At 67.6% G+C, this 26,007-nt stretch carries 24 protein-coding genes; 9 read left to right on the top strand and 15 right to left on the bottom strand.

Annotation, left to right across the window (positions count from 1 at the left end):
• Positions 1-80 precede the first annotated feature (80 nt).
• Positions 81-905 (top strand): M55 family metallopeptidase, encoded by an 825-nt coding sequence (locus tag D0D37_RS02100; RefSeq protein WP_208719756.1) that lies wholly within the window; start codon positions 81-83, stop codon positions 903-905.
• A 199-nt stretch (positions 906-1,104) separates the two neighbouring features.
• Here the strand turns inward: D0D37_RS02100 and D0D37_RS02105 are convergent, their stop codons facing one another.
• The 4 genes from D0D37_RS02105 to D0D37_RS02120 form a co-directional block, all read right to left on the bottom strand.
• A complete protein-coding gene (locus D0D37_RS02105) occupies positions 1,105-1,371 on the bottom strand; it encodes a DUF397 domain-containing protein (protein WP_116198780.1) in 267 nt (88 codons plus the stop codon).
• A 101-nt stretch (positions 1,372-1,472) separates the two neighbouring features.
• Positions 1,473-2,486: a ketol-acid reductoisomerase gene (gene ilvC / locus D0D37_RS02110; RefSeq protein ID WP_116198781.1), complete on the bottom strand. Its 1,014-nt coding sequence runs from the start codon at positions 2,484-2,486 to the stop codon at positions 1,473-1,475.
• Positions 2,487-2,528: 42 nt separating this feature from the next.
• The gene (gene ilvN, locus D0D37_RS02115) at positions 2,529-3,035 is read right to left on the bottom strand and encodes an acetolactate synthase small subunit (protein WP_009074017.1); all 507 of its coding nucleotides are present in this window, start codon (positions 3,033-3,035) and stop codon (positions 2,529-2,531) included.
• Positions 3,032-4,918: an acetolactate synthase large subunit gene (locus D0D37_RS02120; RefSeq protein ID WP_162834046.1), complete on the bottom strand. Its 1,887-nt coding sequence runs from the start codon at positions 4,916-4,918 to the stop codon at positions 3,032-3,034. Before D0D37_RS02120 ends, ilvN begins: the two co-directional genes overlap by 4 nt.
• 326 nt (positions 4,919-5,244) lie before the next feature.
• On the opposite strand from D0D37_RS02120, the gene D0D37_RS02125 reads away from it, so the two are divergent.
• Positions 5,245-5,823, top strand: a complete 579-nt coding sequence (locus tag D0D37_RS02125; RefSeq protein WP_244223347.1) for a PH domain-containing protein — start codon at positions 5,245-5,247, stop codon at positions 5,821-5,823.
• A gap of 72 nt (positions 5,824-5,895) precedes the next feature.
• Positions 5,896-7,740 carry a dihydroxy-acid dehydratase gene (ilvD, locus tag D0D37_RS02130; protein WP_116198784.1) on the top strand — a complete coding sequence of 615 codons (1,845 nt, stop codon included), beginning with the start codon at positions 5,896-5,898 and terminating at the stop codon, positions 7,738-7,740.
• A 629-nt stretch (positions 7,741-8,369) separates the two neighbouring features.
• Here ilvD and D0D37_RS02135 read toward each other — a convergent pair.
• Positions 8,370-8,945 carry a DoxX family protein gene (locus D0D37_RS02135; RefSeq protein WP_116198785.1) on the bottom strand — a complete coding sequence of 192 codons (576 nt, stop codon included), beginning with the start codon at positions 8,943-8,945 and terminating at the stop codon, positions 8,370-8,372.
• A 105-nt stretch (positions 8,946-9,050) separates the two neighbouring features.
• Positions 9,051-9,959, bottom strand: coding sequence for a 2-hydroxyacid dehydrogenase (locus D0D37_RS02140; RefSeq protein WP_116198786.1), 909 nt, complete (start codon positions 9,957-9,959; stop codon positions 9,051-9,053).
• Positions 9,960-10,017: 58 nt separating this feature from the next.
• Between D0D37_RS02140 and D0D37_RS02145 the strand changes: the two genes are divergently transcribed.
• Positions 10,018-11,226 (top strand): PQQ-dependent sugar dehydrogenase, encoded by a 1,209-nt coding sequence (locus tag D0D37_RS02145; protein ID WP_116198848.1) that lies wholly within the window; start codon positions 10,018-10,020, stop codon positions 11,224-11,226.
• Between the two features lie 673 nt (positions 11,227-11,899).
• Here the strand turns inward: D0D37_RS02145 and D0D37_RS02150 are convergent.
• From D0D37_RS02150 to gatC, 4 genes are read right to left on the bottom strand one after another with little or no spacing between them, the layout of a single operon-like run.
• A complete protein-coding gene (locus D0D37_RS02150; protein ID WP_116198787.1) occupies positions 11,900-12,418 on the bottom strand; it encodes a hypothetical protein in 519 nt (172 codons plus the stop codon).
• Positions 12,419-13,924, bottom strand: a complete 1,506-nt coding sequence (gene gatB, locus D0D37_RS02155; RefSeq protein WP_116198788.1) for an Asp-tRNA(Asn)/Glu-tRNA(Gln) amidotransferase subunit GatB — start codon at positions 13,922-13,924, stop codon at positions 12,419-12,421. It abuts the gene before it with no gap.
• Positions 13,921-15,438: an Asp-tRNA(Asn)/Glu-tRNA(Gln) amidotransferase subunit GatA gene (gene gatA / locus D0D37_RS02160; RefSeq protein WP_116198789.1), complete on the bottom strand. Its 1,518-nt coding sequence runs from the start codon at positions 15,436-15,438 to the stop codon at positions 13,921-13,923. Before gatA ends, gatB begins: the two co-directional genes overlap by 4 nt.
• On the bottom strand, positions 15,435-15,734 hold the full coding sequence (gene gatC / locus D0D37_RS02165) for an Asp-tRNA(Asn)/Glu-tRNA(Gln) amidotransferase subunit GatC (RefSeq protein WP_037811790.1): 300 nt from the start codon (positions 15,732-15,734) through the stop codon (positions 15,435-15,437). Before gatC ends, gatA begins: the two co-directional genes overlap by 4 nt.
• 221 nt (positions 15,735-15,955) lie before the next feature.
• On the opposite strand from gatC, the gene D0D37_RS02170 reads away from it, so the two are divergent.
• Positions 15,956-16,609, top strand: a complete 654-nt coding sequence (locus D0D37_RS02170; RefSeq protein ID WP_037367388.1) for an ACT domain-containing protein — start codon at positions 15,956-15,958, stop codon at positions 16,607-16,609.
• A gap of 245 nt (positions 16,610-16,854) precedes the next feature.
• Here D0D37_RS02170 and D0D37_RS02175 read toward each other — a convergent pair whose 3' ends face one another.
• From D0D37_RS02175 to D0D37_RS02195, 5 genes are all read right to left on the bottom strand, one after another.
• Entirely contained in the window at positions 16,855-17,256 is a 402-nt protein-coding gene (locus D0D37_RS02175) for a PASTA domain-containing protein (protein WP_116198790.1), read from the bottom strand.
• A gap of 328 nt (positions 17,257-17,584) precedes the next feature.
• Positions 17,585-18,079, bottom strand: a complete 495-nt coding sequence (locus D0D37_RS02180) for a GNAT family N-acetyltransferase (protein ID WP_116198791.1) — start codon at positions 18,077-18,079, stop codon at positions 17,585-17,587.
• Positions 18,072-20,231, bottom strand: coding sequence for an NAD-dependent DNA ligase LigA (gene ligA, locus D0D37_RS02185; RefSeq protein ID WP_116198792.1), 2,160 nt, complete (start codon positions 20,229-20,231; stop codon positions 18,072-18,074). Before ligA ends, D0D37_RS02180 begins: the two co-directional genes overlap by 8 nt.
• 11 nt (positions 20,232-20,242) lie before the next feature.
• Positions 20,243-20,953: a hypothetical protein gene (locus D0D37_RS02190; protein ID WP_116198793.1), complete on the bottom strand. Its 711-nt coding sequence runs from the start codon at positions 20,951-20,953 to the stop codon at positions 20,243-20,245.
• Between the two features lie 108 nt (positions 20,954-21,061).
• Positions 21,062-22,096, bottom strand: coding sequence for a uroporphyrinogen decarboxylase/cobalamine-independent methonine synthase family protein (locus tag D0D37_RS02195; protein ID WP_116198794.1), 1,035 nt, complete (start codon positions 22,094-22,096; stop codon positions 21,062-21,064).
• 146 nt (positions 22,097-22,242) lie between these two features.
• Between D0D37_RS02195 and D0D37_RS02200 the strand changes: the two genes are divergently transcribed.
• From D0D37_RS02200 to D0D37_RS02215, 4 genes are all read left to right on the top strand, one after another.
• Positions 22,243-22,941, top strand: coding sequence for a hypothetical protein (locus tag D0D37_RS02200; RefSeq protein ID WP_244223348.1), 699 nt, complete (start codon positions 22,243-22,245; stop codon positions 22,939-22,941).
• 104 nt (positions 22,942-23,045) lie between these two features.
• A complete protein-coding gene (locus tag D0D37_RS02205) occupies positions 23,046-24,089 on the top strand; it encodes an MBL fold metallo-hydrolase (protein ID WP_116198796.1) in 1,044 nt (347 codons plus the stop codon).
• 51 nt (positions 24,090-24,140) lie between these two features.
• Positions 24,141-24,584 (top strand): GNAT family N-acetyltransferase, encoded by a 444-nt coding sequence (locus tag D0D37_RS02210; RefSeq protein WP_162834047.1) that lies wholly within the window; start codon positions 24,141-24,143, stop codon positions 24,582-24,584.
• 148 nt (positions 24,585-24,732) lie between these two features.
• A complete protein-coding gene (locus D0D37_RS02215; protein WP_244223349.1) occupies positions 24,733-26,007 on the top strand; it encodes a DUF222 domain-containing protein in 1,275 nt (424 codons plus the stop codon).

Consider the following 26,007-nt stretch of genomic DNA (forward strand, 5'->3'; position numbering starts at 1 on the left):
ACGCGCGCGAAACAAGCCGGTCGCCACTGGATCGCTCGATAAGGTGGTATTTCTGGCCGGGTGTCGCCGAGGAAGGTGTGATGGAGATGCGGGTGCTCGTCTCGGTCGACATGGAGGGAATCGCCGGGGTGGTCCACGGCGACGAGGTCATTCCCGGACGCAGCGAATACGAGCGCAACCGCAAGCTCCTCACCGCGGAAGCTAACGCCGCGGTCCGCGGGATATACACCTACGACGCGGCCGCACAGGTACAGGTCACCGAGGCCCACGCGAGCTTCCGGAACCTTCTGCCCGAACAGTTGGACCGACGTGCCGAGTTGCTCCGCGGCACCCCCAAGCCCGACGGGATGATGGCGGGATTGGCCGAAGATACGGACGCGGTGCTGTTCATCGGCTATCACGGCAAGGCGGGCACACCCCGCTCGGTCATGGCGCATACCATCTCCGGCGGGACTATCGCGGACGTGCGCTGCGATGGCCGTTCCTTGGGCGAACTCGGTCTGAACACCGCACTCGCCGCGCACTACGGCGCGCCGCCGGTGCTGGTAAGCGGCGATGACACTGTGGCAACAGAGGCGGCCGAGGTAGCGCCGGGCATCCGCTCGGTAGTGGTGAAACGTGCGCTGGGTGCTCTCGCGGCGGCGATGCTGCATCCCGACGAGGCCTGCGACCGAATCGAGCAAGCGGTACCGGAAGCACTGGCCGGTCGAGAGGACGTCCGCCCGCTGCGCTTCGACGGCCCGGTCCAACTCGAGGTCCAGGTACACCGCCCCCGAATGACCGAACACGCTCTGCTGATTCCGGGAATGGAACTCGCCGACGGCTGCACCCTGCGCTACCCGGCACCGGACTTCCCGACGGCCTACCAGGTCATCGAACTCATCGCGACGCTCGGAGCCGTCTGACCAGCCCAGAGCCCCACCCAGCCACCAGGCCCGCCTAGCCCACGAGGAACGCCACCCGTGGGCTGCCCTCGACACCGGACCTCAGGCTTGTCGTGAAGAAGGCTCACATTCGCCACTGAGCGGCAACTGCCGTCCAGAGGCCAAGCATCCCGGCCCGCGCCACACTCTCAGGCACGAAGCGAGCCATGAAAACGAAGACCTACGACTCCCCCGGCAACTCGAACTCGCCGTCCCGCACCCCGCGAGTGAACGCGTCCCACTCCGACGGCGTGAACACCAGCACCGCCCCGTCCGGATCCGTCGGCTGCCGGATGGCCACGTAGGTGACCCCGTCCGAGTGCGGGACGAACGCGTACTCCGCGCAATGCTCCAGCGTCACGCCCGCCGGTTCGGCGCGGGTCCAGGTCGCGCCGGTCAGGTCGAGTTCGTGCCGGATGTGCGCCTTGTCGTCGATCGGGCGGCTCATCGGCACAGCGTATCCGCCGTTCGGCGGTGCCGCCTTGGAACGAAAAGGAGGCCTTGCCGTCCGGCGAACGGACGACAGGGCCTCCTCCGAAAGGAAACCGGTCAGGCGGTCTCGGTGATCGGCCGGTCCACCCACGACATCAGGTCGCGCAGCTTCTTGCCGGTCTTCTCGATCGGGTGCTGGTTGCCCTCTTCCTCGAGCTTCGTGAACTTCGGCCGTCCGGCCTCGTCCTCGGCGACCCACTCGCGGGCAAAGGTGCCGTCCTGGATCTCGCCCAGGATCTTCTTCATCTCCTCCTTGACGGCCGGCGAGATGACGCGCGGGCCGCGGGTGAGGTCGCCGTACTCGGCGGTGTCGGAGATGGAGTAGCGCTGGCGCGCGATGCCGCCCTCGTACATGAGGTCGACGATCAGCTTCAGCTCGTGCAGCACCTCGAAGTAGGCGATCTCCGGGGCGTAACCGGCCTCGGTGAGCACCTCGAAACCGGTCTGCACCAGCGCGGACGCGCCGCCGCACAGCACGGCCTGCTCGCCGAAGAGGTCGGTCTCGGTCTCCTCGGTGAAGGTCGTCTTGATGACGCCGGCCCGCGCGCCGCCGATCGCCGCGGCGTAGGACAGCGCGAGCGCCTGGGCGTTGCCCGAGGCGTCCTGCTCGACCGCGATCAGGCAGGGCACGCCCTTGCCGTCCACGAACTGGCGGCGGACCAGGTGGCCCGGGCCCTTCGGGGCGACCATCGCGACGTCGACTCCTGCCGGCGGCTTGATCAGGTCGTACCGGATGTTGAAGCCGTGGCCGAAGAAGAGCGCGTCGCCGTCCTTGAGGTTCGGCGCGATGTGCTCGTCGTAGATGAAGCGCTGCTTCGTGTCCGGCGCGAGGATCATGATCACGTCGGCCTCGGCGGCCGCCTCGGCGACCGACAGCACGCGCAGGCCCTGTTCCTCGGCCTTCGCCCGGGACTTGGACCCCTCCTGCAGGCCGATGCGGACGTCGACGCCCGAGTCGCGCAGGCTCAGCGAGTGCGCGTGGCCCTGGCTGCCGTAGCCGATCACGGCGACCTTGCGACCCTGGATGATCGACAGGTCGGCGTCGTCGTCGTAGAAGATTTCCACTGCCATGGGGGGTACTACTTCCTTCCGTACTTACACGAAATCTTTGGTTCAGCGGGGAGAAGCGGCGGTGATCGAGCGGGCCCCGCGGCCCACCGCGACCATGCCGGACTGGACGAGTTCGCGGATGCCGTACGGCTCCAGCATCCGCAGCAGCGCGCCGATCTTGTCCGACGTCCCGGTCGCCTCGACGGTGAGCGCCTCGGGCGAGACGTCCACCACCTTGGCGCGGAAGAGCTGGACGGTCTCGAGGACCTGGCTGCGCACGGTGGCGTCGGCCCTGACCTTGACGAGGAGCAGTTCGCGCTGCACCGCGCTGCCTGCTTCCAGCTCGACGATCTTGATCACGTTCACCAGCTTGTTGAGCTGTTTGGTCACCTGTTCGAGCGGTAGCTCTTCAACGGCGACCACGATCGTCATCCGGGACACCTCGGGGTTCTCCGTGGGCCCGACAGCAAGGGACTCGATGTTGAAGCCGCGGCGGGAGAACAGTCCGGAGACCCGGGCGAGCACACCGGGCTTGTTCTCGACCAGCACGCTCAGCGTGTGGACAGTCATGCTTGCTCTCCCTCCGCGGCAGCGGCCTCGGCGGCTTCCTGCGAAACCTCGTCGTCGTCGAACAGCGGCCGGATGCCGCGCACGGCCATGATCTCGTCGTTCCCGGTGCCCGCGGCGACCATCGGCCACACCTGGGCATCCTTCCCCACGACGAAATCGATCACGACGGGGCGGTCGTTGATCTCCATCGCGCGCCGGATCGTCGCGTCGACGTCCTCCTTGGCCTCGCAGCGCAGGCCGGCGCAGCCGAGGGCTTCGGCCAGCAGCGTGAAGTCCGGGATGCGGTGCTTGTGCGTGCCGAGGTCGGTGTTGGAGTACCGCTCGGAGTAGAACAGGTTCTGCCACTGGCGGACCATGCCGAGGTTGCCGTTGTTGATCACGGCGACCTTGATCGGCGCGCCCTCGATGGCGCAGGTGGCGAGTTCCTGGTTGGTCATCTGGAAGCAGCCGTCGCCGTCGATCGCCCACACCTGCGTGTCCGGCAGGCCGAACTGCGCGCCCATCGCGGCCGGGACGGCGAAGCCCATGGTGCCGAGGCCGCCGGAGTTGATCCAGGTGCGCGGCTTCTCGTACTTCACGAACTGCGCGGCCCACATCTGGTGCTGCCCGACGCCCGCGGCGTACACCGCGTCCGGCCCGACCAGCTCGCCGATCCGTTCGATGACGTACTGCGGCGACAGCGAACCGTCGTCCGGCCATTCGTAGCCCGACGGGTAGTCGTCGCGCCACGAGTCGACCTGGGTCCACCAGTCCGTCAGGTCGGGACGGGAGCGCTCGAACTCGGTCTTCACCGCGTCGATCAGCTCGCCGATGATCTCCTTGCAGTCCCCGACGATCGGCACGTCCGCCTTGCGGTTCTTGGAGATCTCGGCCGGGTCGATGTCCGCGTGGACGATCTTCGCGTCCGGCGCGAACGACGACAGCTGGCCGGTGACCCGGTCGTCGAACCGGGCGCCGAGCGCGACCAGCAGGTCGGCGCGCTGCATCGAGGCGACGGCGGCGACGGATCCGTGCATGCCGGGCATCCCGACGTGCTGACGGTGCGAGTCGGGGAACGCGCCGCGCGCCATCAGCGTGGTCGCGACCGGGATGCCGGTCAGCTCGGCCAGTTCGAGCAGCTGCGCGGACGCCTCGGCCTTGATCACGCCGCCGCCGACGTACAGCACCGGCCGCTGGGCCTGCGCGATCAGCTTCGCGGCCTCGCGGACCTGCTTGCCGTGCGGCCGCAGGGTCGGGCGGTAGCCGGGCAGACGGAGTTCGGGCGGCCAGGAGAACGAGGTCATCTCCTGCAGCACGTCCTTGGGGATGTCCACCAGGACCGGGCCGGGTCGTCCGGTCGCGGCCAGGTGGAACGCCTCGGCGATCGCCCGCGGGATCTCCGCCGGGTCGGTGACGAGGAAGTTGTGCTTGGTGACCGGCATGGTGATGCCGCAGATGTCGGCTTCCTGGAACGCGTCGGTGCCGATCAGAGCGCGCGACTGCTGCCCGGTGATGGCGACGACCGGCACCGAGTCCATGTTGGCGTCGGCCAGCGGGGTGACGAGGTTCGTGGCGCCCGGACCCGACGTCGCCATGCACACGCCGACCTTGCCGGTCGCCTGCGCGTAGCCGGTGGCGGCGTGCCCGGCGCCCTGCTCGTGGCGGACGAGGATGTGCCGGACCTTCGTGGAGTCGAGCAACGGGTCGTAGGCGGGAAGGATGGTGCCACCCGGAATGCCGAACACGACCTCCGCGCCGACCGCCTCGAGGGAGCGGACGAGCGACTGCGCGCCGGTGACGCGCACCGGCGTACCCGCTGGCGGGGCGGGCTTCGGACGTGCTCCTGGGACACCGGGCGCGGTCGGCCCGGGCTTCGCGTCGCTGCGCGACGTGGCACTGGTCATCGGTTCTGCCTCGTGGGTTCTCGGTGTCACTCGTTCGGGTTGTCTGGGGCCGTACTTCCGGTCGGGGAACCGGTTTCACGCAACAAAAAACCCCCGCCGACCGTAAGGTCGCACGAGGGTCGCGCGTCGACGCAGAGGACTCTTCCTAAGCGTCGGCGCGCTGAGGAAGTACGAGACCGGTCTGCGTAATCACGGCCCCGACGTTAGTCGCGCGCCCGGGCGAGTGTCAACTCTGCGGGACGGCGATTCCGCATCGTGGACGGCCAGTACTGCTCCCCCCGCGACCCGGACGCAGGTCGCTCCCGGCGTCGGTGCACCATTCCTGCGTGGCCAAGAAACAGCAGGACCAGCGTGCGGACGAGGGCCGGAAGGCCGTGTTCCGGATCCCGACCACGGCGTATCTGGCGATCGGTCTGCTGACCGTCTGTGTGACGCCAATCGCACTGGGCGAGATCGGCGGATTCCAGTGGCTGTACGTCTTCCCGCTCGCGCTGCTCGTGTTCGTCGCGCGCACGCGCACCGTCGCGAACCGCGAAGGCCTGCAGGTCCGGACGGTTTTCGGGCAGCGCGACCTACCGTGGTCGTCGCTCAAGGGCCTGGCGATCACGAACAAGGCCCGCGTGCGCGCGGTCCTCGGCGACGACACCCAGGTCAGCCTTCCCACGGTGCGGACGCGGCATCTTCCGGTACTGGCGCTGGTGAGCGAGGGCAAGATCAAGGATCCGTCGGGCGTGCTGAGCGACGAGGAACTCACCGGGCGGAAACCGGCCGCTGAGACGTCGCCGGAGACCGCTCCCGAACCCGCTCCCGAACCCGCCCCGGAACCGGCTCCGGAGCCCGTCGAAGAGGAGCCTTCCGCCGACGCGGAACGGACCGGCGGCGCGAACGGCAAACCAGCCGAGTAGAATTGGTAGGACCAGTTTGCGGAGCCGCAGTTCCCCTCCGCCTGGTTCAGCCTTCTGACCTGGGAGAATGCCGTGCCGCACCTCCGTTCCCGGACCACCACCCACGGCCGCAACGCGGCGGGCGCACGCTCGCTCTGGCGTGCGACCGGAATGACCGACAGCGATTTCGGCAAGCCGATCGTCGCGATCGCCAACTCCTACACCCAGTTCGTGCCCGGCCACGTGCACCTCAAGGACCTCGGCGAGATCGTCGCCGAGGCGGTCGCCGAAGCCGGCGGCATCGCCCGCGAGTTCCACACGATCGCGGTCGACGACGGCATCGCGATGGGCCACTCGGGCATGCTCTACTCGCTGCCCTCGCGCGAGATCATCGCCGATTCGGTGGAGTACATGGTCAACGCGCACCAGGCCGACGCGCTGGTGTGCATCTCCAACTGCGACAAGATCACGCCGGGCATGCTCAACGCCGCGATGCGGCTCAACATCCCGACCGTGTTCGTCTCCGGCGGTCCGATGGAGGCCGGCAAGGCGGTGGTCGTCGAAGGCGTCGCGCAGGCCCCGACCGACCTGATCACCACCATCGCGGCGTCCGCGAACTCGGCGATCGACGAGGCCGGCCTGTCCGAGGTCGAGCGCTCCGCCTGCCCGACCTGCGGTTCGTGCTCCGGCATGTTCACCGCGAACTCGATGAACTGCCTCACCGAAGCGCTCGGTTTGTCGTTGCCGGGCAACGGTTCGACTCTCGCGACGCACGCCGCCCGGCGCGAACTGTTCTCCAACGCCGGACGCACGGTGGTCGAGCTGTGCAAGCGCTGGTACGGCGACGACGACGAGTCGGCGCTGCCGCGGTCGATCGCCACGAAGGAGGCGTTCGAGAACGCGATGGCGCTCGACATGGCCATGGGCGGGTCGACGAACACCGTGCTGCACATCCTCGCCGCCGCGCAGGAGGGCGAGGTCGACTTCACGATCAGCGACATCGACGCCATCGGGCGGCGCGTGCCCTGTCTGTCGAAGGTCGCGCCGAACTCCGACTACCACATGGAAGACGTCCACCGGGCCGGCGGAATCCCGGCCATCCTGGGCGAGCTGTACCGCGGCGGGATGCTGAACACCGACGTGCACTCGGTCCACGCGCCGGACATCGCGACATGGCTGAACGAGTGGGACATCCGCGCCGAGTCGCCGTCGGAGAAGGCGCTGGAGCTGTTCCACGCCGCACCGGGCGGGGTCCGGACCACGAAGGCGTTCTCGACGGAAAACCGCTGGTCGTCGCTGGACACCGACGCCGCCGGCGGCTGCATCCGCGACGTCGAACACGCCTACACGAAGGACGGCGGCCTCGCGATCCTGCGCGGCAACCTGGCCGAGAACGGTGCGGTGATCAAGTCCGCGGGCATCGACGAGGACCTGTGGCACTTCCAGGGCCCGGCGCGCGTGCTGGAGAGCCAGGAGGAAGCCGTCTCGGCGATCCTCAAAAAGGAGATCCAGCCGGGCGAGGTGCTGGTCATCCGCTACGAGGGCCCGGCAGGCGGCCCCGGCATGCAGGAAATGCTGCACCCGACGGCGTTCCTCAAGGGTTCCGGCCTCGGCAAGAAGTGCGCCCTGATCACCGACGGCCGGTTCTCCGGCGGCTCCTCGGGCATCTCGGTCGGCCACATCTCGCCGGAAGCCGCCGCGGGTGGCCTGATCGGCCTGGTGGAGAACGGCGACCAGATCGTCCTGGACGTCCACGAGCGTCGGCTTGAGCTGCTGGTCGAACCGGAGGTCCTGGCCGAACGGCGGGCGAAGATGGATGCTTCGGAGCGTCCGTGGCAGCCGAAGGACCGGCAACGCCCGATCACCGCGGCGCTGCGGGCCTACGCCCGGATGGCCACGTCGGCCGACACCGGCGCGGTCCGGGATCCGAACCGCTGATCCCTGCTGTTTGCTTCTGTTGGAAGGGGCCCGCGCGTGGTGCGCGGGCCCCTTCCCGCGTCTCGGCTAGCCGGGTGCAACCGCCCGAATCTCGGCTGCGGCACCATCGGATCCTGGTCGACGCGATTCGCCACTAAACGGCCAATAGTCACTTCGACTGCGCCACACCCCAGCCCCAGCCGCTGCGACACAGTCTCCCGCCTGGACTACCGCATGCCTGGACAACTCGCGCCTCTTGTCGGCCAGTCAGTCGAGCACGACCAGCCCCGCGCACCGTTGCCCGTGGACCGTGCACCAAGTCCCACGCCACTCGAGCCTCTGCTGCTGTTCCCTTGCCGGAGCTTTCTCCAGGACCCAGCCGAAGCTCTCCCCAAGCCGCCGTGTTTGCGGCTCAGCTTCCAGCGGCGGTCCCTCATTCACCGTCGCCGCTCAGAAGCCAATCCAGTCAGCGCCGGACGACCTGCAAGCGCCCAATTCCGACTCTGACCAGGCATTCGCCACTAAACGGCAACACCTCAACGACCCGGTGACCAGCGGAGCAATCCACCGACCCGACGTCGCCTCCAGCCGACTCCGGCGGGTCAGCGACGCAGGCTCCGCGCGGGCCAGTGACGTCGACTCTGGCTGCGTCAGCGAGTAAGAACGATGACCACCACAGACGCCGCCGCGGCCAACAGCAGCGAAATAAGCCCAAGAGGCAACGGCCGCTTCCGCCATGGCGTGTTCCGCTCCAGCGAGATGGTGCCCGCGCCGGTGAAGATCAGGGCCAACGCGCACAGGCCCAGCAGCAGCTCGTACTCCCAGCCCTGACCGCTGCCTTCGAAGAAGCCGCCGTGGAACTTCGCGTAGACGATGTTCGCGGCCACGCCCAGCAGCCCCGCCGCGGCGAGCGGCGTGAACAGGCCGACGATCAGCAGCGCACTGCCCGCGACCTCGGTGATGCCGGTGATCCAGGACAGCAGCGTCGTCTGCTTGTGGTACCCGAACATCTCGAGCACGTGCGCGAACCCGCCGACGCCCGGTCCGCCGAAAGCGCCGAACAGATGCTGCAGGCCGTGCGCACCCATGATCACGCCGAGCCCCAGGCGCAAGACGAGCAGGCCGAAGCCGAGACCGCCCTGCCGCGGTTCGTCGTAGTCGTTGCCGGCAGAGTCCTCGACACCGGACAGCACGCTGGTCTGGTAGTCGTCCCCATGAGTGGTCACGCGGCGAAGATTAGGGGATTCCGCCGTGACCCGCGAGCGAGCACGCCGAGGTCAGGGGCTCTTTCAGGGTTCACCCTGAGACCCGGGCCGACAGCCGGGAAATGATCAGTATTCGCCGCGCACGAGATTGCCAGGTAGCTCTCCGCCAGCGTAGCGGGCGATTTCCGCCGCGGCCACCAAATAAGCGCGCCGCCGGACGCCCCGGACCGCGCCCGCCACGTGCGGCGTCAGCACGAAACCGGGCGCGGTCCACAACGGATGGCCCGTCGGCAACGGCTCCGGATCAGTCACGTCGAGCGCGGCACGAAGCCTCCCCGCCGCAAGTTCCGCAGCGAGCGCGTCGGTAACCACAACAGGCCCTTGAGCAGCGTTGACCAGCACCGCATCGTCACGCATCGCCGCGAGGAAGTCCGCGTCGACCATGCCCCTCGTTCGCGACGTGAGGGGGACCATCATGACCACCACATCATGGTGCGGCAGCAGGTTCGGTAACTCGTCGACACCGTGCACGCCTTCGCGCGCCGACATCCCGACCATCGTGCAGCGCACGTCAAACGGCTCCAACCGCCGCCGCAACTGCCGTCCGACGTCCCCAGCCCCGACGATCAATACGCGCTGGCCCTGCAGAGTGTCCGACGGCAACTGCTCCCAGCGCCCGGCCCGCTGCGCCGCCGCGTAAACGTCCAGAGTCCGGTACATCGACAGCAGGACGCCGACGACCCACTCCGCCATGCTCCCGCCGTGCGCACCGCGGCAGGTGGACAACAGGACGCCGTCCGGGACGCGACCGACCCAGTCCTCCGCTCCGGCGGTCAGGAGCTGCACCAGCTTGAGGTTCGGCAGATCGCTCCAGATGTCGTCACCCGCTGAGTCCATGGCCGGAACGAGCACCTCGGCTTTCGCAGCCTCCGGCGGCAGCGGACGACCCCATTCGTAGCGCACCGCGTGAACGAGGGGGATTTCGGACAGCACGGCGACGCCCTCGTCGTCCGGGACCAGCACGGTGACTGTCATGATCACCACGGTAGCCACTTACCAGTGGCTCACGCCGCGCCACCTAGGCTGGGGCATCATGCGTACCCGGTACCGGTGGTCGGCGCCGCTGGCCCTCCTCGCCTGCGGCGGCCTCATGCTCTCGGGCTGCGCGCGGTTCGACGACACCGCCGCCGGCCAGACGTTCACCCCCGCGCCGGTGCCGAGCCCGGAATCTCCGCCGCAGGTCCAGGAGCACGGCGACGGCTCGGGCAACGGCCCCCGCACCGGCCCCGCGCAGGCGCCGCCCTCGCCGGTTCCGCCTCCGCAGGGCTGCAAGGACTTCGACAAAGCCGTCATCGCCACCTGTCTGGACACCGTCGCCGCCGTCGCCGGACTTCCCGGCGAGGGCTCCGCGCCCTCCGCACTCGCCGGTGAACGGAAAACCGGCCGGGTCATGCTGGCCAGCTCCGGACACGACGCGACGTCGTTCGCACAACTGGACGTCCAGGCCGACGGCGACGGCGGGCTCACCAGCCTGGCGCTGTCGCCGAGCTACGTCGAGGACCAGTTGGTCTTCGCGTACGTCACCACAGCGTCGGACAACCGAGTCGTGCGCTTCGCCAAGGGCCAAGCCCCGAAGCCGGTGCTGACCGGGATCCCCAAGGGCTCGACCGGCAACCGCGGCGCGCTGGCCAGCGACGGAAGCGGCGCACTGCTCGTCGCGACGGGCGACGCCGGCAACCCTGCCGCAGCCGCGGATCCGAATTCCCTGGCAGGCAAGGTTCTGCGGATCGACGTGGCCGGAAAACCGGCGACGGGGAATCCCGCGTCCGGATCCGCCGTCTACGCCTCGGGCCTGCACTCCCCCGGCGGCATCTGCCGTTCGTCCGACGGGAAGCGCATGTGGGTGACCGATCATCCGGCCAACGGCCCCGACGCGGTGTACCGCCTCCAGGCCGGACAGCCGCTCAGCACGCCCGCGTGGACCTGGCAGGACAAGCCCTCCCTCGGCGGCTGCGTGGATTTCGTCGACGCGAACGGCATCCTCGGCATCGCGTCGTCCACCGGACTGCAGAACGTGCCGGTCAACAAGGACGGGGCCGTCACTGGCAAGCCGACGGTCACCCTCGACGGCAAAAGCAAGGCCGCCACGACGTACGGCCGGCTTTCTTCCATGAGCATGATCAACTCCCAGCTGGCCGTCGCCGGGACCGTCAACAAGGACGGTGGCAAACCAGTCTCCAGCGATGACCGCGTGGTCCTGATCGTGGTGAGCGACACGGGCGGCGGTCCGGGCAAGGACTGAGGTCGAGCGCGGCCTGGTTGAGCCCTGTCCGAGGCCGGGGAGGCCGGTTGACCTGCGATTAGCCGTTTACTGGCGACAGCCGATCCGGCCATCGCGACCGACGACGCTCAGCCTCACGCGAGTTGCCCGTCCGCCCTGCCAGCCGCTCCCGGCCAACACCGGACCTGGCCGGATTCGCCACTTAATGGCGACGATCACCGACCCGCCATCGCCGCTAACCCGGCACCGGCCCGGATCGACGTCGCCCTGACATCACCGCCACTACCGACTGCGGCATCGGCCGGCCCCATCTCCGTCGCCGGTCAACAGTAGCTCCGTGAGATCCGCCTCTGTCCCATTCGTCGCCCAGCGGCTAACTCGATGACGATGGCAACCCGTCTCGAGGCATCTCGTCGCCACCCGACGGCAAATCCGTTAGGTCCTGCTCCTCGGCCAGGACCACCCCGACCCCGTCGCCACTCAACGGCGAATCCCCCAAACTCGCCTATCGGCTGAGAGCACCTGGTCGCCACTCAACGGCTATCCGCCTAGAGCCGCCTCTCAACCGAGAGCACGTCGCCACACAGCGGCGAATCCGCCAAAGGCCACGTCAACCGAGGGGACGATCCCTGTCGCCATTTAACGGCGAAACCTTCCAAGAACTCCCACAACCAGGGAACACCCACGTCGCCATTCAGCGGCGACGACGAGAAGCCCGGCTCTCCGCCCGAGCCGCCCGGACGTCCACGATCGCCACCACAACCGATCCGACCGCGAACGCCATCGCCAGATACCGCCCGACTCCGCCCGAGATCGACACGCCCGCAGCATCCAGGAACGCCCGCTGATCGCTGTCGAACACCCAGGCCAGCGTCGTCCAGCCGATCACCATCAGCAAAACCGTCGCCAGCCCGCCCACCAGCCACAGTTGCGGCAGACCGCTCACGCGCGCTTTGGTGACCTGCCCGCACAACACCACCGCAAGCCCCACCACGGCGAGCAGCAGCGGCGGACCCCACGAGAAGAGATCCGAATGCCACGCCGTACGAACGACGTCGCTGTGCGGCAACGTCCCGAACGCGTCGCGGACGTCGGACGTCGCGGTGTCCGCTGACAACACAGTCCAGGGCAGGAGCGTCGACCCGACCGCGAGCAGCCCGGCCGCCAGGCCGAGCCACTCGCGCCAGGTGACGCGTCGGAGCGAGAAGGCCACTCAGGAACCGACGCGCTCGATGATCAGCTCGCGGACGCGCTTGGCGTCGGCCTGGCCCTTGGTCGCCTTCATGACCGCGCCGACGATCGCGCCAGCCGCCGCGACCTTGCCGCCGCGGATCTTGTCGGCGATGTCCGGCTGTGCGGCCAGGGCTTCGTCGACAGCGGTGAGCAGCGCCGAATCGTCGGAGACAACCTTCAGACCGCGCTTCTCGACGACCTCACGCGGCGAACCCTCGCCGGCCAGGACGCCCTGCACGACCTCCTTGGCGAGCTTGTTCGTCAGCTCCCCGGAGGAAACAAGGCCGATCACCTCGGCGACCTGCGCCGGCGTGATCGCCAGTTCGGTCAGCTCTACCTCGCGCGTGTTGGCTTCCTGCGCCAGCGTGTTGACCCACCAGCCGCGTGCCTCGTCCGGTTTCGCGCCAGCCTCGACCGTCGCCGCTACGAGGTCGACGGCACCGACGTTCAGCAGGTCGCGCAGCGCTTCGTCGGAGAGCTTCCACTCGTCCTGGATCCGCTTGCGCCGCTCCCACGGCATCTCCGGCAGCGTCGCGCGCAGTTCCTCGACCCACTCGCGCGACGGCGCGATCGGCACGAGGTCGGGCTCCGGGAAGTACCGGTAGTCCTCCGCGGTTTCCTTGGCGCGCCCGGACGACGTGGTGCCGTCGGCCTCCTGGAAGTGCCGCGTCTCCTGCCGGATCGATCCGCCTTCGGCGAGAATCGCCGCCTGCCGGGTCATCTCGTACCGCACCGCGCGCTCGACGCTGCGCAGCGAGTTGACGTTCTTCGTCTCCGTGCGCGTGCCGAATTCCGTCGCGTCCTTGGCCATCAGCGACACGTTCGCGTCGCAGCGCAGGGAGCCCTGGTCCATGCGGACGTCGGACACGTCGAGCGCCCGCAGCAGGTCGCGCAGCGCGGTGACGTACGCGCGCGCCACCTCGGGAGCCCGCTCGCCGGTGCCGGTGATCGGCTTGGTGACGATCTCGATCAGCGGCACCCCGGCGCGGTTGTAGTCGAGCAGCGAGTGCTCGGCACCGTGGATCCGGCCGGTCGCGCCGCCGATGTGCAGCGACTTGCCGGTGTCCTCCTCCATGTGCGCGCGCTCGATCTCGACGCGCACGACCTCGCCGTCGTCCAGCGTCACGTCGAGGTAGCCGTCGAACGCGATCGGCTCGTCGTACTGCGACGTCTGGAAGTTCTTCGGCATGTCCGGGTAGAAGTAGTTCTTCCGGGCGAACCGGCACCACTCCGCGATCTCGCAGTTGAGCGCGAGACCGATCCGGATCGCGCCCTCCACCGCCTTGCCGTTCACGGCGGGCAGCGAACCGGGCAGGCCGAGGCAGGTCGGGCACGTCTTGGTGTTCGGCTCGCCGCCGAACTCGTTGACGCAGCCGCAGAACATCTTCGTGTTCGTGCTGAGCTCCACGTGGACCTCGAGCCCGAGCACGGGGTCGAACCGCTCGAGGACCTCGGCGTAGTCCATCAACTCGGCCACGGCAGTCACTTGGTTCCTCCCAGCTCCGGAGCCTGGTGCACGAGCGAGCCGCCGGCAGCGGCGTCGCGCGCGGCCTCGTACGCCGCGCCGACGCGGTACAGCCGGTCGTCGGCGAGCGCGGGGGCCATGATCTGCAGGCCGACCGGCATCCCGTCCTCGTCGGACAGTCCGCTCGGGACGCTCATGGCGGCGTTGCCCGCGAGGTTCGACGGGATGGTGCACAGGTCGGCGAGGTACATCGCCATCGGGTCGTCCACACGCTCGCCGAGCTTGAACGCCGTGGTCGGCGTCGTCGGCGACACGAGCACGTCGACCTTCTCGAAGGCCTGCGTGAAGTCGCGCGTGATGAGCGTGCGCACCTTCTGCGCGGAGCCGTAGTACGCGTCGTAGTAGCCCGACGAAAGCGCGTACGTGCCGAGCATGATGCGACGCTTCACTTCAGCGCCGAAGCCCTTCTCGCGCGTGAGCGACATGACTTCTTCGGCACTGTGCTCACCGTCGTCCGAGACGCGCAGGCCGTACCGCATCGCGTCGAAGCGCGCGAGGTTCGACGACGCTTCACTCGGCGCGATCAGGTAGTACGCAGGCAGCGCGTACGTGAAGTGCGGGCACGAAACCTCGACCACTTCGGCACCGAGAGCGCGAAGCTGCTCCACGGCCGCCTCGAACGACCGCAGCACGCCTGGCTGGTAGCCGTCGCCGCCGAACTCCTTCACGACGCCGACGCGTACGCCGGTCAGGTCGCCCTTCGCGCCTTCGCGCGCCGCGGCGACAACCGGCGGCACCGGCGCGTCGATGGACGTCGAGTCCATCGGGTCGTAGCCGGCGATCGCTTCGTGCAGCAGCGCGGCGTCAAGCACCGTACGCGCGCACGGCCCGGCCTGGTCGAGCGAAGACGAGAACGCCACGAGCCCGTAGCGCGACACTCCGCCGTACGTCGGCTTCACGCCCACAGTGCCCGTGACAGAGCCGGGCTGGCGGATCGAGCCGCCAGTGTCCGTACCGATCGCGAGAGCCGCCTCGAACGCCGAAATTGCCGCTGAGGAGCCGCCGCCCGAACCGCCCGGGATGCGCGCGTGGTCCCACGGGTTGTGCGTCGGGCCGTACGCCGAGTTCTCCGTGGAGGAGCCCATCGCGAACTCGTCCATGTTCGTCTTGCCGAGGATCACGACGCCCGCTTCGCGCAGCCTGCGCGTGACGGTCGCGTCGTACGGCGGCAGCCAACCCTCGAGCGTGCGGGACCCGCAGGTCGTCGGCACGCCCTTCGTGGTCAGCACGTCCTTCAGCGCCAGCGGGACGCCAGCCAGCGGCGACGCCGGCTGCTCGCCCGCGGCCAGCTGCTCGTCGACAGCCTTGGCCGCGCCGAGCGCACCTTCGGTGTCGACGTGCAGGAACGCGTGCACGTGGTCGTCCACCGCGGCGATGCGGTCCAGGTGCGCCTGCGCGACCTCGACCGCGGACACCTCGCGCGTGTGGATCTTCGCCGCCAGTTCGGCGGCGGTCAGCTTGACGAGTTCGCTCACTGTTCTTCTCCCAGGATCCGCGGCACCCGGAACCGGCCGTCCTCGGCGGCCGGCGCGGCGGCCAGCGCGTCCTGCTGTTCGAGGCTGGGCCGGACGGTGTCCTCGCGGAAGACGTTCGTCAGCGGCACGGCGTGCGAGGTCGGCGGGACGTCCTCCTCGGCGACTTCGCTGACCTTCGCCACCGAGTCCAGGATCTGGTCGAGCTGGCCGGCGAAAACGTCCAGCTCGTCGTCGGTCACGGCCAGCCTGGCCAGCCTGGCGAGGTGTGCGACCTCGTCTCGGGAAATGTTGGGCACGCGGGTGACTCCCGGGGTGTGCTGTGCGGGTGCTCTCGGAAGCTGCAAGTCTATGGTGACGGCGTCGGACGGTTCGACCGGGTTATCGGGCCGCGGGCGCCGGGCAGGGCGTCCCGCTTGCCGGACAGCGGGCCCTTGCGGGTACCCGGTCTGTCACAATCGGCGCCCGGCAAGCGCGTCCCACGACAGGGCTGGGACGCCTGAGGCGAGAGGGGCGCGTGGTGTCGTTCCTGATCCGGGTCCAGCTGCCGGACTCCCCCGGCACCCTCGGCGCGGTCGCGACCGCGCTCGGCACGGTCGGGGCCGACATCCTGAGCGTGGACGTGGTGGAACGCGGCGGCGGGCTCGCGATCGACGACCTGGTGGTCGAACTCCCGTCGGGCCGTCTCCCGGACGCGCTGATCACCGCGGCCGAGAGCGTGGAAGGCGTCGAGGTCGACGCGGTGCGTCCGTACGCGGGCATCCTCGACACGCATCGCGAGCTGGAGCTGGTCGAGGAGATCGCCGCGCAGCCCAAGGCCGGATTGGATTTGCTCGCCGAGGGTGTGCCGAAGATCATCCGCGCCGGGTGGGCGGTGATCGTCGAGCATTCGGAATCGGGACCTCGCCGCTTGGCTTCGTCGAGCGCGGCGCCGGAGAACCCGTTCACGGACTTGCCTTGGCTGCCGCTGGAGCGTGCGACCGTCCTGGACGGCGAGGATTCCTGGGTCCCGGAGACGTGGAAGGAACTCGGCACCGAGCTGGCTGCCACTCCGCTGGGCAAGCCGGGGAAGGCGATGCTCGTCGCCCGGCCGGGCGGGCCCAACTTCCGCGCCGCCGAGGTCGCTCGGCTGGCTCATTTCGCTGGGATCGTCGCGGTGGTTTTGGACGGGTGACCCAAGCCTTGGGTCGACTGTCCCAATAGGCTCGGGGCAGCCGAGTTGGGCGCGTTTGGCGTTTCGGACGCCAACACTCGACTTTTCAGAGCGTTCGAAGACAGCAACTCGAGGCTGGTGCCACTATTCGTTGCATGCGGACGCAATCGCTATCCGCTGTCCTCAAGTGCAGACAATCTCCCCCTAAAAGGGGAACTTGCCCGGCAATGACTGCCGGTTCCTTTGGCGTGCCAGACGGCGGCAATTCAACACTTGTCGGCATAGAGCGTGACGACTGTGCCAGCAGAAACCACAGTGCCGGGCTTGGGATCCTGCCCGGTCTGACACCAGTTCCGGTCGATGATCATCGGCCGCTTCTTCCCGGACGAGTCGACCTCTCGCAGGTTGTACAGCCCAGCAGCCTGCATGGCGTCCTGTGCGTCCTGATGATTCATGCCGGAAACGTCAGGGACTTTGATCGCCGCCGGCTGTGCGGCACTGACCGGAGCGCTCACGGTCGCCGTCGCGGACTCGGTTGCTGTCGCGGTCACAGTCCCCATCGTGACCGTCGTTGAGGTGCCGCCGGGCTGTGGTGCCGCGTTGCACGCGACGGCAAGAAACGCGGCAACGCCAACGACCGTAACTGCGGCTTGAACGAACTTCGCCATGATCACGCTTCCTCGATACGAGTCGGTACTTCACGCGTGACAGCTTGAGTCGAAGCCAGACATCTACACCTTACAACCCATAGCCGATTGAAGCTCGCCAAACAGGCGAGCCAGGAACAACCGTCCGCCAACGGCAGCCGTGAACGTCTACGCCCGACGACGCTCACCGCCAGGCACCTCAAGCACCCGAAGGCACCCGACGACACTCGACGAGAGCCGGGACGAGGTCCACCAAGCCGTCGCCACTCAACGGCGAATACCGGCGATGAACCCCGCCCAAGACTTTCGCCAAAAAACGGCAAATGCCGCTGACCTGCGAAAACCAGCCTCAGAAGCCGTACTCGTAGGCGATCAGGTTGACCCCGGGATGCGGATGCCAGTCCCGCCCCGGCAACCGCCGGAAGCCGATCCGCTCGTAGAGCCGGTGCGCTTTCCGCATCACGTCGAGGCTGCTCAGCACCACCCGGTCAACACCGAGTTCCCGCCCGCGGGCCAGCACCGCCTGGGTAAGCGCCTCCCCGACCCCTCGCCCGCGCGCCGCCGACGCGACCGCCAGCATGCGGAACTCCAACTCCCCCGGCTGGGAAATCTCGGACAGCTCGCTCCCCGGCTGAACGATCGCGACCGACCCCACCACCTGGCCCTCCGGATCGACGGCGACCAACAACTCGGCGTGCTGTGCCCGCCCCGAGACGTCCCGAAGTTTCGCCTCGTACGCGGCATCAGTATCGAAGAATCCCTCGATCCGGTAAGCCTCGACGGTCACCTCGCCGAGCGCATCGAACTCCTCCCGCCGCGCCGGACGGATCTCCACGTCACTCATCGCCGCCCTCAGCTTCCTCGTCCGCACCGGTGTCGAGCGCCAGTTCCGCAGCCGCTTCCGGGCCGCGCTCCAGCAACGCGCGGAACCCGTTCTCGTCCAGCACCGGCACCTTCAACTGCACAGCCTTGTCGTATTTCGACCCCGGCGCGTCGCCTACCACGACGAACGCCGTCTTCTTCGACACTGAACCCGCGGCCTTGCCACCGCGCGCCATGATGACTTCTTTCGCCTCATCACGGGAAAACCCGTCGAGCGAACCGGTCACCACGATCGACAGGCCCTCGAGATTCCGCGGGATGGACTCGTCGCGCTCCTCCTCCATCCGGACCCCGGACCGTCGCCATTTTTCGACGATTTCCCGGTGCCAGCCGACCTCGAACCATTCCTGCACCGCATGCGCGATGGTCGGGCCGACGCCGTCGACGTCCGCGAGTTCCTCCTCGCTTGCGTCCTCGATCCGTTGCAACGACCCGAATTCTCGCGCGAGAGCCTGCGCCGCAGTCGGCCCGACATGCCGGATCGACAGGGCGACAATCACTTTCCACAGCGGACGGTCCTTCGCCGAATCGAGATTCGCCAGGAGCTTCCGTGCGTTTGCCGACAGGTCGCCTGCCTTGGTACGAAATAACTCCACCTCGGCGAGCGACTCCTCGTTGAGATCGAACACGTCGCCCTCATCGGCGACCACCCTGGCGTCGAGCAGCGCGACCGCCGCCTCGTACCCGAGCACCTCGATGTCGAACGCGCCGCGCCCGGCGAGGTGGAACAGCCTTTCCCGCAGCTGAGCAGGACAGAACCGGGAGTTCGGGCACCGGATGTCCTTGTCGCCTTCCTTTTGGTAGGCGAGTTCCGTGCCGCATTCCGGACACTCGGTGGGCATCACGAATTCGCGCTCGTCGCCGGTCCGCGCGTCGACCACGGGACCAAGCACCTCGGGAATCACGTCGCCGGCCTTGCGGATCACGATCCGATCGCCGATCAGCACGCCCTTGCGCTTGACCTCTTCCTGGTTGTGGAGCGTCGCGCGGGCGACAGTAGAGCCCGCGACCTTGACCGGCTCGGTGACGGCGAACGGCGTGACCCGTCCGGTACGACCAACGCCGACCTGGATGTCGAGCAGCGTCGTAATCGCTTCTTCCGGCGGATATTTGTAGGCGATCGCCCACCGCGGCGCGCGCGAAGTGGTGCCAAGACGGCGCTGCAACGCGACCTGGTCGACCTTGATCACTACGCCGTCGATCTCGTGCTCGGCGTCGTGCCGATGTTCACCCCAATAGGCGATGTGATCGGTGAGTTCCTTGCCAGTCCGCAACACGCGCGTGTGCGGCGATACCGGCAGCCCCCATGCCGCCAGCGCGTCGTAGGCATGCGACTGCGTGACCGGCTCGAAGCCATTCCGCTTGCCGAGACCGTGACAGATCAGCCTCAGCCGGCGTTCCCTGGTGATCTTCGGGTCCTTCTGCCGCAGCGACCCAGCAGCTGTGTTGCGCGGGTTCGCGTACGGCAGTTTGCCCGCCTCGACCATCTTCGCGTTGAGTTCGAGGAAGTCCTCGACGCGGAAGTAGACCTCGCCGCGCACCTCAACGAGCTTCGGCACTGGGAACTCGTCGGTGCCGGTGAGCTCGTCCGGCACCTGGTCGAGGGTGCGGATGTTGAGCGTGACGTCCTCGCCGGTACGCCCGTCACCGCGCGTAAGCCCCCTGGTGAGCTTGCCGTTTTCGTAGAGCAGGTTGATGGCCAGGCCGTCGATCTTCAACTCGGCCAGGTACTCCGTAGACCCGATCTCCTTCTCGACGCGCTCGACCCAGGCGAGGAACTCGTCGGTGTTGAACACGTTGTCCAGGCTCAGCATGCGCTCGAGGTGGTCGTGCGCGGTGAACTCGGTGGAGAACGTGCCGCCGACGTTCTGGGTCGGCGAATCCGGCGTGACCAGTGCCGGGTACTCGTCCTCGATCTCCTGCAGGTCGCCGAGGAGCGCGTCGAACTGGCCGTCGGAGACGATCGGCGAGTCCAGCACGTAGTACCGGAACTGATAGCCTCGGATCTCCTCGGCGAGCGCGCCGTGGCGCTCGCGCACGTCGGCCGGCACGTCGGTCACGTCCTGGGCGGCCTCCACGGCCACCTGGTCTTGGGGAAGGTCGGTGCTGCTCACAGGTGGTGAGCCTAGCCGGAGGCGCCGACACTTTCGTCCGGTTGCTCCGTCAGCCCCCGGACCAGCTCCCGGAACTCCAGCAGATCGATTGTGCCTTCCGGCGCGGCCTCGGCAGTCTCGACCCGGCGCAGCCGCTCAGCGGCCAGACGCTCGCCCAGCGTCGCGTCGAGCGGCAGGAACGTCATCGTGGTGCGCGAAGCCACGTCCAGGTCCGCGAACGCCGGATGATGGACCGCGACGTCAACCACCCCGTCGTCCACCTGCGCGACAACCCGGACGTCGGCCAGCGAGATGCGCTGCTCGCCCAGGTTGACCGTCACCTCGGTCGGGTCTGGGACCGGAGGTACCGAATCGTGGTACTCCCAGATCGCGTCGTCCGGCGGTCCAGCCGCTTTCCACGCGTCGGTGTACGGGCGCAGCTCCGGGTCTTCCTGTCCGCTGACGACCAACGCGTAGATCGCCATCCGGCCGCGTTCAAGCGAAAAGTGCAGCCGCGGGTGCAGGGTCTCGACCAGCACGCACAGATCGTGCTCGACGCGATGCGGCTCGCCTTCGCCCAGCGCAGCACTGACCTCGGGCAGAAGGTCGTACCAGCCTTCCCAGAACGCAGCCGCCGCGGCAGCAGCGTCGGAGGGCACCTGCTGCTCGGGCCATGGCGTACGGGGATCTGGCGGCGCGGGCTCGGTGTCGGCTTCCGAGCGGCGACGACGGAACAAACGCATGATTCGGAATTTCCCCCGGTTGTTTCTCTTCACCAGCCACGGTACGCGTCACGGCTGTTTCTCTTCACCAGCCACGGTACGCGTCACGGCCGCAGCACGTCCTCGAAATCACCAGTTCTCGGGTGGCTCCACGAACCCTTTGCCCAGATCGCGGCTAAGAGCGAGCGCCCGGCGCATCCACTCGTTCGTGGCACCGGCCAGACCGCACGCAGGCGTCGGGACAGCTCGCTCGGCAAGGATTGAACGGTTGAATCCAAGCCGGTCCACGAGCCTGAGCGCCGGCGCTGCGAGGTCCTTCAGCTCCGGAGCCTTCACCGGGTCCGTGGCCGGCACGAGGCCCAGGAAGAACGAAGTACCGCTGTCCCAGGCCTCGCCGATCTCGTCCAGAAGCTGGGCAGACGCGCCGGCGAGCATGCTGATGTCGAACGCGACGGCCCCAGCACCCGCGGCGCGGAAGAGTGCGATCGGCGGCCGCGGAGCGCAGCAGTGGACGATGACGGGCTGCCCGGTCATCGCGCCGATCCGTTCGATCGTCGTCGCAAGCAGCTCCCGAACCTCCGGCTCAGGCACCGCGGGGACGTTGCCGTATCCCGACGGAGTGGACAGTTTTCCGGCGAGAACGGCAGGCAGCGACGGCTCGTCGAGCTGCACGACCACCGGCGCGTCAGTCCTCGCAGTCAGCTCGGCGACGTGCTGAACAAGCCCGTCGAGCAGCGAGGAGGTGAAGTCCCGCAGCGCTCCGCGGTCGGTGAGCACCCGATGTCCCCTGGGAAGCTCGATCCCCGCGCCGAGCGTCCAAGGCCCGGCGATCTGGGTCTTGAGGACCGCTGGCGCACCAGCGTTCTCGCGAGCGGCCTGGACGGCGTCGAGGTCCCATTGGAGCAGGTCATGGCCACGACGGTGGTCGTGACCAGGCCGCCCGGCAACGCGGTAACCGCTGGGCACCACCTCGACTGCGAGGTCCACAAGCAACGCCGCAGTCCGGCCGAGCAGGTCCGCACCGACGCCGCGAGCCGGCAATTCAGGCACATACGGGAAGCCAGAAAGCTCTCCGAACACCACAGCAGCGGCCTCGACGGGATCGGTCCCCGGCATAGACCCGATTCCTGTCGCCGCGCCCGCAGGCCAAGGTCGTTCGCTCACAGGCCGGATTGTCGCGGAACGGGCGACTGGCGTGCGCACCGCCCCTTCGGACAAGCTTCACCCGACCGCGCGGCAATAGCCGGACATTCGCCGCATATCCCTTTGCCTGCACCGAATTCGCGGTCACCGCGTTAGTCTGGATCGTCATGACCAGCTCCGCCCCGCCACCGCCCGGCAAAACACCCGGTGACGCATCCGCCCGGGAGCCGCGGCGGGGAATCATGCCCGGAGCACCGTACCGCCGGGCTTCAAGCCGCTCCTATGAGCGGACGCTCTTCACCGAGCCGGTCCTGTACGTCAGCCGGGAGGCAAAGCCGACCGCCGTCGGCCAGGAGTACGGCGTGTTCGACCGCCAGGGCCTCCACATTGGCGGGGTTGCCGTCACCACCCCGAGCTTCCTGCGCAAAGTCGTTCAGCTTCTGTGGAAATCCGACCAGTACGTCAGCCGCAGGTTCGAGGTCCGCGACGCGAACCAGAGCACCGTCCTCAAGGTCGAGAAACCATCGAAGGACCCGCTGGCCCGCTTCGTGGTCACCCGCGCGGACGGGACGCCGATTGGCGAAATCGTCCCCACCAATGCAGGCGGCGTCCGTTTCACCCTGCGCGCCGAAGGCAAGACAATTGCCACCGTAGTTGCCAGTGGGCGGCAACGTTGGGAAGTCACCGTCGAGGACCCGGCCGGCACCGAGGTCGCCCACGTCGGGCACCCATCGGCTGAGCTTTCGCCGGTCAGAGGCAACACCTGTCTCGTCGAGATCCCGCTGCAGGTCCCCGAGCCGCTAGCCAGCATGCTCGTCGCGACAACGTTGACCATCGACATCGCACTGACCGCACAGCGCGGTTGATCACGTGACCGGTGTCTCAGCCCCGCCAGGTGGACAGCGACCGGAATACGGCCCAATGTAAGGAAAGTCCGGGACGCCGTGGTCCCGCCTGGACGGAGGTCGCTGTGGAGCCGTTGCCCGAAGGCAGTAACTCGAACTGGGCCGATCCCGGGGTCTACGAAGTGGCCGCGGGCGTCTACCGGATTCCATTGCCGCTGCCGAACGACAGCCTGCGCGCGGTCAACGTCTACGCAGTCACCGACGGCACGAACCTGGTACTCGTCGACTCGGGGTGGGCCCTCACCGAATCTCGCCAGCTGCTGGCCAAAGCGCTCAAGGCGATCGACGCCGAGCTCGGCGATGTCCGAGAGTTCCTCATCACCCACGTCCACCGCGACCACTACACGCAGGCAGTCGCGCTTCGGCGCGAGTTCGGCAACCGGATCGCCCTCGGCAAGCTCGAGCAGCCTTCGCTCGACGCGAGCGCCAACCCGAACCAGTTCCCCATGCAAGCCCAACTCGACCTCCTTCGCCTCAGCGACGGACAAGAGGTCATCACCGCGCTCAGCAAGCTGTTCGGTTCGGAACCTCGCCACACCGAGGCGAATCTTTGGGAAGAGCCGGATGAATGGCTGACGCCCGGCCGGCGAGCGGTACTGCCCGACCGAGAGTTCGACGTTGTCCACACTCCGGGGCACACCAACGGACATGTGGTTTTCGTAGACGGTGCAGCCAACCTCTTGTTCTCCGGCGACCACGTCCTCCCGCACATCACTCCGTCGATCGGATTTCAGCCGGTTCCGGCCGAGTTGCCGCTGAACGACTATCTCGACTCCCTCCGCCTGGTTCGCGGGATGCCGGACCGGCGCATGCTGCCGGCTCACGGCCCAGTCACCGACAGCGTGCATGCCCGGATCGATGAACTTCTCGAACATCACCGGCAACGCCTCGAAACGATGGCGGCTCAAATCGAAGCCGGAGCGAGCACCGCTTTTGAAGCGGCCAACCGCCTCGGCTGGACTCGTCGCGGCCGCAAACTGTCCGAAATGGACGCCTTCAATCAGATGCTCGCCGTCCTGGAAACCGGCGCGCACCTGGATCTTCTGGTCTCGCAGAACAAACTCGCTGCCGAAGACGTCGACGGCATTCGCCGCTACAAGACCACGTAGCGGCCAACATTCGTCACTCGCCTAATGGGATACTGATCCGCCGTGCCTCCTATCATTGTGAGACGAGCCCGCGCCGACGATGTCGAAGCGATCGTCCAGATGCTTGCGGACGACCAACTGGGAGCAACCCGCGACTCCACGGCCGACCTCGAGCCCTACCTGCAAGCGTTCAAAGCCATTGCTGAAGACCCAAATCAGCTGCTGGTCGTCGCAACGTCAAACGACCGACCGATAGCCACACTGCAGCTGACAATCATCCCCGGCCTCGCACGGCGTGGGGCCCTTCGCGGGCAAATTGAAGCTGTGCGCGTACACCGCGATCACCGCGGCTCAGGCTTGGGCGCGCAACTCGTGCAGTGGGCCATCGACGAATCCCGGCGACGCGGCTGCAACCTAGTTCAGCTCGCCTCGGACACAACGAGGACGGCAGCACACCGCTTCTACGAACGATTGGGCTTCGTCGCGAGTCACACTGGTTTCAAGCTGCATCTCTGATCACTCCCTCCCCGCAGCTTCAGCCGTACGCTCGATCACCCGACTTTCACCATGCCAGGGTTGTCACCCAAAAGCCAAGCCATTGCACGATGGGTCCCTTCGCGCAAATTAGCTGCCTGTGCTCGAATCAATGCGTATCGTGACGATCATGAGCAAGTCGACCACACCGGCGGACCACGCCGATCAGACCACCAAGACCACCGAAACCGCAGACCTCGCCTTCCTGCTTCGCGCCATGCATGCGAACCTCGACCTCTTCAATCGCCTGCAGACAGACCAGCTGATGACGGCACTGAAGGACGCGAACCGCCAGATCGCGCGCTTGCAGGCGTTGCAGCTGCATTGCATGGCGGGCATCCGAAGACGAAGATCTGACCCGCACGAACTGGCGTGCGAGTTCGCCCTTGCCTTGCACATCACCGATACTCGAGCCGGAGCGATGATCACCGCCGCCGAAGCTCTGGCTCAACGTCTGCCTCGAATCTTTCGGTTGATGGATCAGGGCAAATTCGACCTCTATCGCGCCATGAAAGTCACTGACGGCACCAGCCAGCTGTCCGACCGCCACGCGCGCATGGTCGATTACCTGCTCGAACACCGACTGGAGGACAAGAACCCGACCCAAGTCCGCAAGGCAACCGCATATGCCGCAACGAAAATCGACCCAGACGGCGCGATGAATCGGCTGGCTCAGCGGAAAGCCGAGCGCCGCGTCATCTTGCAGCACCAGAGCGAAGGCATCTCACGGCTCTCCGTCGACAACACCTCGACCGACAAAGCAACAGCGGCTTACCTGCGCGTTGACAAGATCGCTCGATCGCTCAAGACGGGCGATGAGAAGCGGACCCTCGACCAACTGCGCGCTGACGTCGCGATCGATCTTCTGCTCAGCGGCAAAGGCGGTGTTCCAGAGCAGACCGAGGTGTACCTCTATGTCGATCTGCAGACATACCTGGGGCTCAACGACAATCCCGCCGAGCTCGCCGGTCACGGTCATATCCCGGCCGAGCTCGCACGCCACATCGCCACTGGTCCCGACACGATCGTCCGCCGGGTCATCACTGACCCGCTGACCGGACAGGTGATCGAGGTCGGCAAGTTCCGCTATCGGCCGAACATCGACGTGGACGAGTTCGTGCGGATCCGCGACCGTGAGTGCCGACAGCCCGGCTGCCCGCGGCCGGCACAAAGCTGCCTGACGGAACCGACCGGCCCTGATTCCACGGACGCAGACTCGACGTTGAGCTACTGCCTACGCCACCGCCGTCTTAAGAATCGAGCCGACTGGAGCTACGAGGTCCTGCAGGACGGAAAGCTCATCGTCACGACACCTACTGGCGAGAAAGCTGAAAGCGCACCTCCGCCACTGCACGATCCTCAGCCCGCGGCGGAAGAACCTGGAGAGGAACGCCTAGGCGCATAA

This window comes from Amycolatopsis circi (assembly GCF_003385235.1).
Classification (GTDB): Bacteria; Actinomycetota; Actinomycetes; order Mycobacteriales; family Pseudonocardiaceae; genus Amycolatopsis; species Amycolatopsis circi.